Raw genomic sequence first — 13,738 nt, forward strand, 5'->3', positions numbered from 1 at the left:
GGCGCAAGATTGAAGAGAGAGACTCAGGTGCTTGATCACCCTACTTTTTACCCTTGCCCACTTTACCCTTGCCCACTCCGGAAAACAGACCAAGAAACGCCCTGACTGGTTGGCTGAAATCGGCAAATCCGCTCTCACTCTTGATTTCTTCGAATGTCCCATCCTTGCGTTGCCTGATGGTCCATTTCACATTCGTGGGCTTGTTAGGGCCGAATGTGTAGATTGCATACAGAGCAACGAGCGTAATTGCTCCAATTTCCAACATCGGCATCTGACGATCCGCGTCCGAAATTGCTTCGGACACCAGTTGCTCGGTCTCCGGTTGCTGCGCAGCGTGGGCGATCCACAGCAGCGCTATCTCGTTGACTAGCTCTGGATGGAGGCGAAGCGTTTCGAGCGCCTCATCTATCGCGGCCGTGTCATCCGCGGCGGCCTTCAAGTTGGACATCATTTCGTCGGGAGACAAATCGCCTGACGCTTCAAAGACGGTCGTATCCAGAACCTGAAGGATCGTCTCAGGCGTCGCACCCTTTTTGTTGAGTTCATCAGCAATATTCATTCCCAAGCTCCTTCAATGACAAAAGCGTGAGCCTGCCAAGCCGGCACACCCCGGTTGATTGCGGCTGCGGCGGCGCCGCCTACCGCCTTGTTCAATGGCTTCCCGGCCACGAAGCCCGCCATCGCTTCGTCCAGAACGGGCAAAGCCATTTCTGCGTCGATCTTCCAGCGCGGTGCCACCACCGCGCTTGTGCCGGCATGGCTTAAAAGCGTCGCAAAGCTCGTCCGTTCGTCGAGTCCGCCAATGGAAACGACACCTGACGAACAAGCGCCGAGGAAAACCGTTCGCGGGGCAACCGACTGGTTCTTGAGTGCGGCGCGCCCAAATCGGTGCGCGCGATTCGATGCGACAAGAGCCGACAGGGTATAGCCGGGCGGTGGTCTCCCCTCGTGGTCGACAAGGAGGGCGACTTCACGATCCTCTTTCCAGACTTGTCCATGGCAGAGCACTTTCAGAACGTTGGCCGTCGCAAGCATATTGCTGAGCGTCGCAGCATCGCCACCGCCGGGTTCATTGCGATCGGAGGCCAGCCCGTATCGAATGGCCAATTGTTCGGCAGCTCTCGCCGAGGTCTCCAGGGCCTCGCGGACCGCAATCGTTTCGTTCGACCTCGGAGCGTGGAGAACACCAAGACGTGGCGATTTCGCTGCCCTACCATTTGCGGCCACCGCTGCTTCAATTGCCAGCCAATCCGAAGCGTATGACACCGTCCATTCCGGTGAGAGTGCGATGTGAAACGGCAAGGGCGTCAGCTGCGGATGATCGATAATCACGACATGCCCGCCACCTGGAAGATAGTTTTCAGCAACCAGCCGCAGCCAGTGCCGCACGTTATCCCAGCCAGGAACATCGAACGGCTCGCCCGCGCGCGAATTTCGCCATTTGGGCATGCGAGCGCCGATCAAATCAGCAGTACCGACGATATCGATATCCTGTGTGTAATAAAGATAGCCCACGCTTGCATCGCCAGGTTTTAACAGCGATACAAGCCCGATCATGTCGTCATCTCTGAGATCGCACCATTCTAAAACCATGAATGTAGCCTGATCGGGGCTCATGGCTTCAGCCGCAGCGGAACGAAAACCCACCGCGCTTTCATCACCCTCAAATTTCATCTGGGCGCGATGATGCGCGTTCCGGCGTACTTCGGCGACAAGCTGATCGGCGTTCGGACCGAGTCCTTTTTCAAAGACCGTTGCCGCCAATCGCTCGAATGGTCCTTCAAGCGGTGACAACAGGTCCATTGTCAATGCATCGACCGCGATGCCGCCCGCCTGCTGCGCTAGCGCCGCGATGATCGCGTCGAGCATCTCCACGAACTGTCCCGGATCCCTTTCGATCTCAAGGATTGCCATTTCGATGGCCGTTCGCGTGGGGGGCCATCGTCCAATAAGCGCGCTCGCTTGTGCATCCTTCAGCCAGAGTGACTCGGCTTCCGGAAGGCCGAAGTCATGCGCCAACACCGCCGCAGCATGCCAGACGCTTTGCGCCTGCAGCTGGTTTCCAGCAGCAGCGAAGGCCTCAGCCGAGCGTTTCAATCGGTCGACCAGCTGAATTGCGCTGTCCCTGGAACTCTCTATATCGCCCTTTCTGATTGCCGTTGCGCGCATGATTCCAGATAATCCCGGGAGCGCCGCATCAGGCACCTCGTCGAGGGATGGCACCCGACGCAACAGCTCGTCAGCTCGCTTAAATTGCCTGAGATACATTCGGGCCGTGATTTCGCTCACCAGCAGCGCCGCCCGCGCGCCGCGCGTATCGATCCCGCCTGCCGTTTTTCGAGCTTCGGCAAATACGTCCGCGGCTTCCGCTATGCGCCCCATCTGAGCGAAGGTCGCCGCCAGAGACTGCAAAGCATACCAACGCCCCTCTTGGGGGGCTAGCTCCAATGCCGTCTGGATGAATCCAACCGCCTCTCTGAATTGCCCAGTCTCCCGCAACAGAATGCCGACATTCAGGAGCGCGGTTGCCTTATGCTGATCTGGAGCGTCGGCGTCGCTGAGCGTGACGGCCAGCGTGGCGCGTGCCACGTCAAGCGCGCGCGTCCGTTCACCGGCAAGGCGAAGCGCGTTACTCCTCTCGGTCCACAGACATCGCTTGTCGTGCTTGTTGAGGGTTTCCTCCCAAGGTGCTGGGTCTCGCCCGATTCGTTCGAGTGCGAGCTCTGGCGCACCGAGCAGCTTTAGACGTTCGCCCAGCCAGGTGAGTAAATCCGCACGCTCGGACGCACTTTCCAATTCGGGTTTAAGCAGATCGAAGAGGTGTGCGATTTCCGAAGCGTCGGAATACCAAGATGGCTGCCAGACGTGAATTAATGCACTCCATGGCAGGTCCGGATTCTTCGAATGTTGGGCGCGGACAAATTTAGCGAGCTCTTCCGGTGTCCGATCAGTTGCTTCGGCTCCACCACGCTTTTCGCTAACGACGCTTATTCTCAGCCCTTCCTTCATAACTGCGTTCAACAAATCTCCATGCCCAAGTTCGTCGATCGCCAGTTCGAGCGCCTTCATCTCCTTGCTGCGTTCTTTTTCGTCTTCCACCGTCACTAGGGACGCAAGGATGCGGGCAACAGCATTCCAAGCGTGTTCATAGCTTATTGTCGACCGGATACGCTTCGGGGATAATAAGAAGCGGCCTGAGGCCCCCTCTCCCCCTCTATGAGCGGCGCAACGAACCATCAGATATTCGCTGGCCCACGCACCCGCATTCGGATTATCTTCACCGAGCATCGCGAAGAGCGATGCTTCCACGGCTTTGAAGTGGAACCGCATCCAACGATCGATTTTTTCGTCCTCAACGAATTTACGAAGCTCTGCCAATCTTTCGATCAACTGGTCGGAGATGAAGGCAACGGAACCACAGCTGTCGATCAGACGTAGCAGGAATGCCTCGAGGGGGATTTCCTTCGTCAGTGCCGAAAGACCAAGCGACCAACTCGTCATGAGATGAAGGATTAAGTCCTTCATCACCTCGATCGTATGCTCTTGATCATTGATGCTGCCATCCAGTTCGCGCGTGTGAATGCCTAGCCCGGGCACGACGCCACTGGCACCGGCAAACAAAGAGCTCATGATCTCGCCCTGAAGCTCCTTCCAGTTGGCAAGATTATCTTGGGCAGAGGATGGATCGAAGCTTTGAAATGGATATCGTCTCGCCGTCGCTTTTATCTTCGCAGCGAAGACGCTCTTGAAATGATTAAGGTCACTGACATGCTCAGGGGCAAGCGAGCAACCTAACCCCCAGACGAGCGCAGCCACCGCTTCGCGCCCACGCTCCTCTGGATCGAAGCCTCGATCGAGGATAAGGAGACGATCGTCCACAATAAATAATCCGACGAGGCTTGGAGTGATAGATGCCGTCGCCCCGCAGTTAGGGCAATCGAGGGCGTCGAACTCACCGAGAAAAAGATCGAAAACGTCGGTGACCTTGCACGCCATAACAAGCTTCCATTGGAGCTTGTCCGGCGCACGCTTCCTGCAATTTTCAGCCTGACAGAAAACGACCATTCGGCTTGCCCTCGTTGACGTTGTACATCGCAAAGGTCTGGCGTTCGGGCATGCAACTCAAAAGACGCATTGTGCCTTTGATTTGCAGGCCATCAACCATGGATAGTGGTGTATTGCTTGCACATAATCAAGCCTCCATATCCCACTTGATTATCAATGTATTTCAGATGCGGATAAAATTACCCATTTGAGCTAGAAAGCCCGATTTTTACTTAATAGCAGCATGCCTCGATACTTTGTCTTCCAGCTTAAACTGCTTTAAGTATCGGTAGGCTACTTTGCACGATTAGCCCGGTCCTGGGCGTCTGGGCATTCGCCGCACACGCAAAGTGACATAACGCGAAATATTTACAACACAAAACCTAGGCGAGATCTTGACTGCGTGATAACTATATTGCGCAAGGCATCTGGAGGGCTGGGAGATGCTTAAGGAATTTCCGCCGAAGCGGGACTATTCGTCATTATCCGTGCGCGATCTCATTGAGGCGCGCGACGCTTATCACCTACATCTAATGCATCTGTCGAACGTGACCGCGATCGGTCGATATCGCATCCACGAGAATGACTGGTATGCGACGCACCCACCGAGCGAGCAGAAGCCGGCCGGCACCAGGACCGTCAAGGACGCCAAGACGCTCTACAATACCGTCGTCAGGCCCTGGTCCTGGCCATGCGTACTCGTATTCGTCGAACAATGGGTCGATCGCAAGGAGTTCTCGAAGCAGCCCGATCAGATGGTGCCAAGGGCCTTGTTTCTGTCTGACGGACGCGTCATTCCGACCTGCGTCATCGAGGTTACGCGCCAGGACGAACCGGCCGCGCGCGATGACGCACCAAACTTCCCGAACAGTTTCATTGGTGGCGGCTTCCTGCTGTCGACGCGCGTCCAGGGCCAGTATCACTATGGCTCCGTCGGTTGTCTGGTCAGCGACGGGCGCAAGACCTACGCTTTGACCAATCAGCACGTTGCGGGTCAGGAGGGCGAGGAGGTTTCGTCCATCCTTCGCGGCGAACGCGTCCGGGTCGGCACGACAGCGGCGATCGGCGCCCGAAAGCTGCCGTTCGAGACTGCCTATCCCGGGTGGCCGGGCAGGCGCGCGGTGTCGAATATCGACGTCGGCCTCATCGAGATCGACGACCTCTCCGTCTGGACGACACAGATTGCCGGTCTCGGACCTGTCGGGACGCCGATCGACCTCCATGCCGACAACATCACGGTCGATCTGATCGACTGCCCGGTCGAAGCCTATGGCGGCGCCTCAGGACCGTTGACCGGCCGGATCAGCGGACTTTTCTATCGCTACAAATCCATTGGCGGGACCGACTATATCTCCGATGTCCTCGTTATGCCGGACAAGGACCTGACCACCAGGCCGGGGGATTCGGGTACCCTGTGGTGTCTGCGTGATCCGGATGCGGAGCGACTCGATACGCTGAGACCGCTTGCTCTTCAATGGGGCGGCCATGTCTTCGTCGATGAAGGACGGTCAACTGTTGCGCAAGGTCTTGCATTGGGCACCTTCCTGAGCACGATATGCCGGGAACTTGATGTCGACGGTGTCCGCGGACTGAATACCGGGCTGCCCAACTACTGGGGCGATCTCGGGCACTATACGATCGGCGCCAAGGCCTKCTAGCTCTTCAGCCACAACCAGTCCCTGTCGGCCCTCATGATGGCCAATATCGACCGGATCTCCTACGGCGATGACAATCTGGAACATAAGTCCTTCACCACGACGACGAAGCGCCGCTTTTCACCGCTGGCGGACGTGCCCGACAAGGTCTGGAAACAGCCGGATCACTCTGCTCACCGCAACAGCGAAAATTCCAACCATTTCGCCGACATGGACAAGCCGGACGCAACGGGCGCAACATTGCTGTCAATCACGCTTGGAGCAGGCGGCAAGACAGATCCGGCCAAGATCACCACGCAAGTGTTCTCCGCATATTACACGGCAATCCATGACCGGTCGCGCGGTCTCCTGCCGTTCCGGGTCTGGCAACTCTATAAACTGATGGTCGAGGCGGCGCACAACCGCGACGCGGCGCGTTTCGTCGCCGCCGGCGGTGTCATGGCCCATTATGTCGGCGACAGCTGCCAGCCCCTGCACATCTCGTACAAATACGATGGCGACCCCGACCGCCCCAACCCCAAGGGCAAGGGTCATTATGGCGACGGCGTCCATTCCGCCTACGAATCGAAGATGTTGCGCGCCCATGCCGGCGAGGTTCTCTCGCGCCTCAATCAAGATCTGGGTATTGCGCCCGGCAAGCTTGGAACGCATGGCTTCACGTCCTTTTGCCGCTCGGGCCACGACGCCGCTGTGGCGACGGTCGATGTCATGCGCCGGGCCTTTTCGACGATTTCGGTCGATGCCATCATCGAGACCTATGTGAAGGACGAGGATGCGCTGTGGAGCAAGTTCGCGACCCCGACGATCGACCTTCTCGGTGTGGGCTCCCGTGCACTCGCGATGATCTGGGAAAGCGCCTGGATCGAGGGCGGAGCCGGCATTACCGACCTTGGGTCTGTCGATGAAAACGATCTGATTACGATCTACGAGGATCCGACATGGGCGCCGTCGGTGGGTCTGAAAGATATCGATCAATATCTGGGTTGAGAAGGGATCAACCATGTACGCGGGAAGACTACTGGTGACGGTTCTGCTGACCTGTCTAGCCGCAGGAGATGCGGCGGCAAAATGCTGGTGGGATAAGTCCCTTCAGCAGATCGTTTGCGAGGGGGACGGCGTCCCATCCACCGGTTCTACGGGCACGAACTTGTTGCCGGCGCCTCCTAACCTTTTTGCGGACGTCGAGATACCTGCCGACCTCGGGCGTGTCGATCGCGAGCTCCTGCGCAGAGCGCTAGAGCAAAGGCGCGTGGGGCTGGAGCAATTCCGTCTTCAAGTCGAGCAAGCCCCGAAGGACGCTCTCATCGGGGCGGAATACAGGAATTCGATCGAGCTGTATGAAACGGGAATTGAGCGATACCGCAACGCCCTGTCGGACATCAAATGAGTAGGCTCGGCGAGCATGTTTGGTCGAATTTAATCTTCCTTGGCGGCGCGTTTTTTTATGGCATAGTCTACGGCCTGGCGCCGTTCCTGTTCATCGCGCTCGTCCTGCTGCCGACGAAGTGGTTCACGTCGCTGAGGAAGGTCTATTTTTAACTTCTTGCCTTTTCCTCGATCGGTGCGTTTCTTGGCATGTTCACCGGGGCAAGCAAGGAGCCCGTCGTCGCGGCGATGCTGCCGGCGACGATCACCCTCATTTCGGGTCTGACGGTCTATTTTTTTGAGAAGAAGCAGGACCAGCGTAAGGATCTCGATATCGCCACGCTGCCCGCGCTGCTCTGCGGGCTGGTCGTCTTCGCATCCTTCGGCGCCTATTATGCCGCCAACCTGCGTGCACTCTCACTGAGAAACGAGGCGCAGCTGGACGCCAAAAGCGAGGCGGACAAGCTCGAACACAGCGAGATCGCCATCAAGCTCAATCGCGCGAAATTGTGCCGGCAGGAGTTTTCCGATGACCCGGAAATGAAGGGTGCCTGCGTTGACCTCCTGAAACTGCCGAAATAGAGAGCGCGAATTCCTGCCGCGGCGTTATGTCGCCGGCGCGCGGATGATTGGTCGAGTTGGACGAAGTAATAATCAGTCGCTCTGCCGGACATATGTCGTCAGGTCCCGCCTCAACGCCTGTAGTGGAATGACGTTACGAGTTTGGAGCGGCGTCCAGCCATCCGAATGCCGATGCGTCCGGCCGAACGTACCAGAGAGAAGCAGGTCCTTCTTTAACTGCTCGCGATCGACTTCGAAGATCGCAAAGCTATTTGGATCATCCACGACCGATTCGTCCTTCCACTTCAGACAGGCCTTCTCGATCGCCGCATCGCGATCACGCACCAGCCAAATGCAGTCGCCGTTTCGATCCAGCATCCGGCGATYGATACCGCGCTTCGAGACGAGCTCGGCAAACTCCTCCAAAATGGAAAAGAATAGCGGCTGGCCAACCGGGAGCACGATATCGGTCGTATATGTCGGCTCGTCCCGACCATGAGGATAGCGATTGCCGCCGCCAGTCAAATCCAGAAAATCCCGTGTGATCGCATCGTCGTCGTTGCTATCCAGAGAGAGCAGCTCCCCTTCAAGGGTTACGTTGAATTGCGCCTCGAGATATTGCATGCGGTGGCGCATGGCGCGTCGGCCGGATATGGCGACTACAGAGTCGTGACGCGTCCAATCGGAGTTTGGATTTCGCGACGCTGACAACCAGTTGAAAGAACCGTCAACGAAGATCTTATTGTCGACAACAAGCGACTTGTTGTGCGCGCCACGCAGGCGATGGACCGTAACCCCCAATTTTCGAAGAAGCCGGATACCCCTTGAAAACGATCGCTCGTATTTCTCATGGAGATCTTTCACCGGCGAATCGGGGCCGACCCGCATAAGATTGTACTCATAGTCTGTATAGAAGTGGATCCTGGCTCTCTCTGCCGCCCCCTTCAGCTCCCTCCACATTGTCGAAAGCGCCCAATCCGAAATCCAGGGAGACGAAATGATCACTTCCTCTTCTGCGTTCTCCAAGCAGTAGGCCAGAAATTCAGACAGGTTTTGCGGTCCAGCAACGAAGGTGCTGGAACACTCGCAGGTGCATTCAACGAGTACATGTTGGCAGGCGCGGCAATGAAATTCTTTTCCCATTGATCAATCCAATATTCGTAGAACACATTGGCCTCGCCTATCCGCATTCGGTTGAAAAAGGACAAAGATCGCCACTCTGTCGCCGTCCTTTCCTCTTTCGCATCCATCTTCTGGTTTCAGAACCCTTTGAAATCATGGTAAACAGCAATTAAGCGGAAGCGATACGAGAATTTACTTCCGCCACTACTCGCGCCGATAAGAACCGCCTCATTTTCCGCAACGCGTTGATTCAAGCGCCGCGAGCGGTCAATTGGTTATGAAAAAATCCTCATCCCGCTCGACTGGCCGCCCCGCCATTGGCGCGCAACAACGCCATCAGCATGGGACCGAGCGCAAATTCGCCACGCTCCGCACGTCGCGTCAGGTCGCGCAGATAACCGCCGGCCGAGTTGATGTGCCCTCCCCTCTCCAAGATGCAGGCAATCACGGTGGCGGCATTTTCCGGCCCCATGGTCTCGCAGGCGTCCTGGTAGGCCGATGGACTGACCCCCAGCATCGAGCGGACGGTGACCGCGGCGGCCATGAGGTCCCGCCAGCTGGTCACCACGCCACCAGCGCAATAGTCGGCAATTTGCGGGCAGGCCTGCAGGACGAGCCCGAGGGGGAAGGATTTCAGGTCGCCGTGAGCGCCTCCCCTCCCCTTTCCGCTCGTCTGACCTTCAACTGGCTCCCTTCGACCTCTCGTTTCGGCATGCGGGTCAGGTTCACCCTCGGCCTTCGCGCCCAGCTTCGTTTCGAAGCTAGGTTCAAGTTCAAAAATAGAGTCGGGGTTTGAATTCTGTATATGCCGCTCAGTTTGATTGGCATTGCCGCTTGATTTTCTCGAATCCAGCAGGTTTTCCAACTGGTTGACCACATCCTCGCGCAATTGCTCCATGTCTTCGAGCGCTTCCTCGAGTTCCGGGGCGCCAGGATTGCGGGAAAGAGCGCCAACAATACCTTGCTGATAGATTGCCACGGCCTCCCAATCTCCAGCGAGGTTCTCCTCAAGCGCCGTCTCGACAAGCTTCGAAATATCGCGCCGGCAGAGCGTCAGGCGTTCGCGCAGCCGCTGCAGATGCACCCGATCGGCGACGACCTGGGCAGCCAGTGCCTCGATCTCTTCGCTGCGGGCAAGCAAGGGGGCAAGCGAGAAGCCGAAAGCATCCTCGACCGATCCCGACCTGTCCTTGTGCGCATAGCGTTTGCCGTTCGGGCTGTCCTTGCGGACCAGCAGTCCGGCGCCGATCAGCGCTGCCAGATGCCGGCGGATCGTCTGCTCGGCCATGCCGTGGGCGCGCAGGGACAGCTGCATGTTCGAAGGGAACACCACAAGCCMGTTTTCTTCCGAGAGCCCGTCCTTCGGATAGAAGCTGAGCAAAGCGTTCATGACGGCCAGCGCCCTATCGGACACGCCAAGAAGCGGCCGTGCTTCGCAGAGCGCCCGATACAATTTCCATTTGTMGACCGATTTTTCCGGTTCGATCTGGCGCGATGCCACCTGGCTTGAAAACATGCCAAGCGTCATCGGCCGCCGCCCAAAGGGCGTCGTCACACGTCCACTCTCMATTTTCTTTCACCCTCTGTCAGGCAAAAGAAAGCCGCTCGCCAAACTGACGCTCAAAGACTCTTGACTGCGATTCGTGGAAATGCGATTCTCAAGTTGCTACAGATGAGAGAGGCTTCCACGACGGTGTCGTTTGGGGGCCTTTTTCTTTTGCTTTCCTAAGCTCCTCTGTCCTGTTGGTATTCCGCATAGAGGCTTTTGAGCCTCTCCTGCACGAATGCGTCGAAACCGGGCGCTGCCTTGCTATCGAAGACGAAGGTCGCGGTCGCTGGCGTGCGCTTGAACTTCACCGGCAGATCGGCGATCTGGGTGGATGTCGTACCGGCCTTCGCACCTGTCGGTTTTTTCGTCGCCTGGGCGAAGGCCTGATGGAACCGGTCATTGCTCGAGAGGCTGCGTATGTAGTCCGCGGACAACGAGATGACGAGCGCGTCAATGTCAGCGCTTTCCAGATGCTCGCCGAATTCCAGCCACCGCCGGCGGCCGATCTCCGGAGCCGAACCGATCGCACTGATCAGAGCAAACGGCACCTGGCGCGTGATGATGCGCATTTTCGAGAGCGCTGCCCTGTCGACGTTGAGCGCGGCCGTCACGACATCGCTGCCAAAGCCCCTCTCCTCCAGCCGATGCGCAAAGAGCGCCCGCTCGATATAGGACAGATCGGTGCGGGCATTGTTTTCCAGGCCCTGGCTGACGACAAGCTGATCGTCGGTCAAGACCCGCACGATCGCCTTGACATTGATCCCGAGGGCCTTCGTCGCGGCAAGACGGCGATGACCGAACGCGACCTGATAGCGTCCCCTGGCTTCAGGATGTGGGCGCACCAGGATCGGCACCTGCTGGCCATGCTCGCGGATCTGTTCGGTCAACTGCGCAAGTTCGGCGGCGTCGACTTCAAGCCGGTCGGCGACGAAGGAGGCGTCGATCAGCGCGGTGTCGAGTTCGACGACCGTCTGGCCTTCGGCCAGCTGACGTTCGAGATCATTGGCACGCTCCACCTTCTCGGTGATATTGCCAAGCGTCTTGGTAATGCCGCCGACGGGACCTGAGCTGCGCGTCTGCGGGATGAAGCCGGCGATGGGACGGCTGTCGCGTGGCGAAACCGGCGACGGTTCCGGGCGGGCTTCGTTCGGGTTAGAGACCTGGATGAGGTTCTTGCGGGTCATTCAGCTATCTCCTACCCCAGGTCGAGCGGATATGGGCCTCGATCTCGCCATTGACGAGGTTCATCGATTCCAGTGCCCGGTCATAGGTCCCGCGGATAAACTGCGAGCGGTCGACTTCGTAGAGCGTCTGCTTGGTGACGCCAGCGTCCGAGATTGCCGTCGACTTCAGCATCGAATTCTGCAGCATGCGGTTGCCGAAGATCGCGCGCATGAACCCGGTCATCTGGCTCTGCGGCCCATCATTGGGTTCGAAGCGTGTCACGAGATAACGCATCCAATCGTAGCTCGTGCGCCCGCCTGCCCTTTCCACAACCGACATCAGCTCGCTGGTCATCGTCAGGAACTGCGACATGGACATAACGTCCAGCATCTGGGGATGGACGGTAATCAGCACGGACGTCGCCGCACAGAGAGCCGACATCGTCAGAAAGCCGAGCTGCGGCGGGCAATCGATCACGACGACGTCGTAAAGACTTTCGATATCGGTCAGCGCCTGACCGATCCGGGCGAAGAACAGGGATTCGGCCGTTCCGCCCGCCATCGCCTTCGGCGTCTCATGCTCGAATTCCATCAGTTCGAGATTGCCGGGAATGATGTGAAGATTCGGCGTATAGGTCGAGCGCACGACCTCTGAGATCGGCACCGGACTGTCGTAGCGAATGGCGCCGTAGATCGTTTCCCCCTCCCCGACATCGAGCTCGGGCTGGTGGCCGAAGAGCGCGGAGAGCGAGGCCTGCGGATCGAGATCAATCGCAAGGACGCGATAGCCGCGAAGTGCCAGATATTGTGCGAGATGGGCGGCGGTCGTTGTCTTGCCCGACCCGCCTTTGAAGTTCATGACCGAGACGATCTGCAGCTTTTCAGCGCCACGCCGGCCCGGCACATATTTTGGCGTGCCGTTGCGCTCGTCGAGCGCCTGACGGATGCGGTTCATGTCCTCGGCGTCGTATAGACGCCTGCCGTTGGCAAGCGGATCCGGGCCGTGGCCCTCCTTGGCAATCTGGCGAAGATAGCCTTCGCCAATGCCGATGAAGGAGGCGGCTTCTGCTGGAGCAAATAGCCGCATCATCTTCTGTGACAGGGGCGGGAAAATTTTTGCTTGGTGCTGCTGGAGCTGATAGGCGAGCTCCTGAGCGTCCGTTGCCAGAAGCGACGGAAGGTGCTCTTGATCGTCTTTCAGAACTGGATTCGCTAGCATTGTGGTTTCCAACCTAATTGCGCAATTTTCAAGGAGAGGGCTTCAACTGCGCAGTTATATTATCGCGCGATTCGTTACCGATTTACAAACGCTTAACCATAAGCCTATCCACAGGGTCTTTCGACTTCGCTTTTCCTGCCAACGAGGCTCCCTCTCAACCCACTTCGCATCGCTCAGGGCACCCAAGATCGACGTCGCGACACGCAGGCCAAGAGATTCAATAGTGATCTGACCACTTGTCTTCTGCGCAGTTCACGGCATGAATCGATAATAAGCGAAAGCCCGTCGGCACTCATCCCCGCGGATGTGAGGGGGCGCCTCATAGTATCGGTGATCGCTGGTATCAGCGATGTAGTCCGCGGACTACCGGCGATAACGACACTGTCAATGCGCCAGCGGATATCCCTAGTTGAGTCGGCCGCGCTCGTCAGGCATATCCCGCCTCGAACCTGGCGCGTGCCCACACGCATCGTCAGCAGTGTAGGCGGTGGTGAGCCCTAAAGGGACGAACATGTTTGCCGCTCGTTCCTGATGATCCTGAAGTCACCCTTGTTCGGAACTCCATCCCGATCCGCAACCTGAGCCACCGAGCCGGCCTACAGATCACGGACATCAGACTGGGCGCGACCAGGAGGTCGTACGATGGTTCGGCGAGAAGGATGTCGGATTAGATTCGATGCGCAACTTCCACGCCATCCGCACAGCAGTTTTTCATCGCCCGGCGACTGGCCGAAACCGATCCTGACAGCGGAGTGCAATATTCGCTGGATTCCCCTTTGTCGGATTGCCGATCACGCGCTGCTCTGCGCGATTTCACACTAGATAGCGGGGAGGGGAGGTCGGCGGGCACGGCGTTCGAAAGGCTCAAGACGATATGGGCATCGGCGCAGCCGATGTCTGGCATCTCCATTGCATCGCTATTGCCAATGTTCTGTGACGGATTGTCGGCGCTGTCAGTCCCGACAGGGGCGGCCATCGCTCCAAGTCCTGCGAGGAGATTCGCGTGGATGCGTTGGGCAGCCGACGGTTTGCAGCAGTATCTGCAGATTGGCTCCCGCCC

General features: G+C 58.0%; 12 protein-coding genes. 5 read left to right on the plus strand and 7 right to left on the minus strand.

The window, feature by feature from the left end; all coding sequences use genetic code 11:
• Window positions 1-40: 40 nt before the first annotated feature.
• The gene (locus tag AC1DNW_RS12920; protein ID WP_477852973.1) at window positions 41-559 is read right to left on the minus strand and encodes a hypothetical protein; all 519 of its coding nucleotides are present in this window, start codon (window positions 557-559) and stop codon (window positions 41-43) included.
• Window positions 556-3,996, minus strand: coding sequence for a tetratricopeptide repeat protein (locus AC1DNW_RS12925; protein ID WP_477852975.1), 3,441 nt, complete (start codon window positions 3,994-3,996; stop codon window positions 556-558). Before AC1DNW_RS12925 ends, AC1DNW_RS12920 begins: the two co-directional genes overlap by 4 nt.
• Window positions 3,997-4,487: 491 nt before the next feature.
• On the opposite strand from AC1DNW_RS12925, the gene AC1DNW_RS12930 reads away from it, so the two are divergent.
• From AC1DNW_RS12930 to AC1DNW_RS12950, 5 genes are read left to right on the plus strand one after another with little or no spacing between them, the layout of a single operon-like run.
• Complete coding sequence (locus tag AC1DNW_RS12930; RefSeq protein ID WP_477852976.1) at window positions 4,488-5,702, plus strand: Nal1-like putative serine protease; 1,215 nt, start codon at window positions 4,488-4,490, stop codon at window positions 5,700-5,702.
• Window positions 5,703-5,735: 33 nt separating this feature from the next.
• Window positions 5,736-6,686, plus strand: a complete 951-nt coding sequence (locus AC1DNW_RS12935) for a hypothetical protein (protein ID WP_477852978.1) — start codon at window positions 5,736-5,738, stop codon at window positions 6,684-6,686.
• Between the two features lie 34 nt (window positions 6,687-6,720).
• Entirely contained in the window at window positions 6,721-7,086 is a 366-nt protein-coding gene (locus AC1DNW_RS12940; protein WP_477852980.1) for a hypothetical protein, read from the plus strand.
• Window positions 7,083-7,238 (plus strand): hypothetical protein, encoded by a 156-nt coding sequence (locus AC1DNW_RS12945; protein ID WP_477852981.1) that lies wholly within the window; start codon window positions 7,083-7,085, stop codon window positions 7,236-7,238. The genes AC1DNW_RS12940 and AC1DNW_RS12945 overlap by 4 nt, the downstream gene beginning before the upstream one ends.
• Before the next feature lie 36 nt (window positions 7,239-7,274).
• Complete coding sequence (locus AC1DNW_RS12950) at window positions 7,275-7,646, plus strand: hypothetical protein (RefSeq protein WP_477852982.1); 372 nt, start codon at window positions 7,275-7,277, stop codon at window positions 7,644-7,646.
• Window positions 7,647-7,718: 72 nt separating this feature from the next.
• Here the strand turns inward: AC1DNW_RS12950 and AC1DNW_RS12955 are convergent, their stop codons facing one another.
• From AC1DNW_RS12955 to AC1DNW_RS12975, 5 genes are all read right to left on the minus strand, one after another.
• Window positions 7,719-8,768, minus strand: coding sequence for a phospholipase D-like domain-containing protein (locus AC1DNW_RS12955; protein WP_477852984.1), 1,050 nt, complete (start codon window positions 8,766-8,768; stop codon window positions 7,719-7,721).
• Window positions 8,769-9,036: 268 nt separating this feature from the next.
• Window positions 9,037-10,317 (minus strand): plasmid replication protein RepC, encoded by a 1,281-nt coding sequence (gene repC / locus AC1DNW_RS12960; protein ID WP_477853142.1) that lies wholly within the window; start codon window positions 10,315-10,317, stop codon window positions 9,037-9,039.
• Window positions 10,318-10,472: 155 nt separating this feature from the next.
• Window positions 10,473-11,480, minus strand: coding sequence for a plasmid partitioning protein RepB (repB, locus tag AC1DNW_RS12965; protein ID WP_477852985.1), 1,008 nt, complete (start codon window positions 11,478-11,480; stop codon window positions 10,473-10,475).
• Window positions 11,481-11,484: 4 nt separating this feature from the next.
• Window positions 11,485-12,678 (minus strand): plasmid partitioning protein RepA, encoded by a 1,194-nt coding sequence (gene repA, locus AC1DNW_RS12970; protein WP_477852986.1) that lies wholly within the window; start codon window positions 12,676-12,678, stop codon window positions 11,485-11,487.
• 667 nt (window positions 12,679-13,345) lie between these two features.
• Window positions 13,346-13,654, minus strand: a complete 309-nt coding sequence (locus AC1DNW_RS12975) for a hypothetical protein (RefSeq protein WP_477852988.1) — start codon at window positions 13,652-13,654, stop codon at window positions 13,346-13,348.
• Between the last annotated feature and the right edge of the window lie 84 nt (window positions 13,655-13,738).

The sequence above is a fragment of the Rhizobium sp. 05L429 genome (assembly GCF_056397645.1).

Coding starts and splice junctions, on each gene's coding strand:
- AC1DNW_RS12945 (WP_477852981.1), top strand. CDS start 7,083: ATGAGTAGGCTCGGCGAGCATGTTTGGTCGAATTTAATCTTCCTTGGC.
- AC1DNW_RS12975 (WP_477852988.1), bottom strand. CDS start 13,654: ATGGCCGCCCCTGTCGGGACTGACAGCGCCGACAATCCGTCACAGAAC.
- AC1DNW_RS12925 (WP_477852975.1), bottom strand. CDS start 3,996: ATGGCGTGCAAGGTCACCGACGTTTTCGATCTTTTTCTCGGTGAGTTC.
- AC1DNW_RS12935 (WP_477852978.1), top strand. CDS start 5,736: ATGATGGCCAATATCGACCGGATCTCCTACGGCGATGACAATCTGGAA.
- AC1DNW_RS12950 (WP_477852982.1), top strand. CDS start 7,275: ATGTTCACCGGGGCAAGCAAGGAGCCCGTCGTCGCGGCGATGCTGCCG.
- repA (WP_477852986.1), bottom strand. CDS start 12,678: ATGCTAGCGAATCCAGTTCTGAAAGACGATCAAGAGCACCTTCCGTCG.
- AC1DNW_RS12920 (WP_477852973.1), bottom strand. CDS start 559: ATGAATATTGCTGATGAACTCAACAAAAAGGGTGCGACGCCTGAGACG.
- repB (WP_477852985.1), bottom strand. CDS start 11,480: ATGACCCGCAAGAACCTCATCCAGGTCTCTAACCCGAACGAAGCCCGC.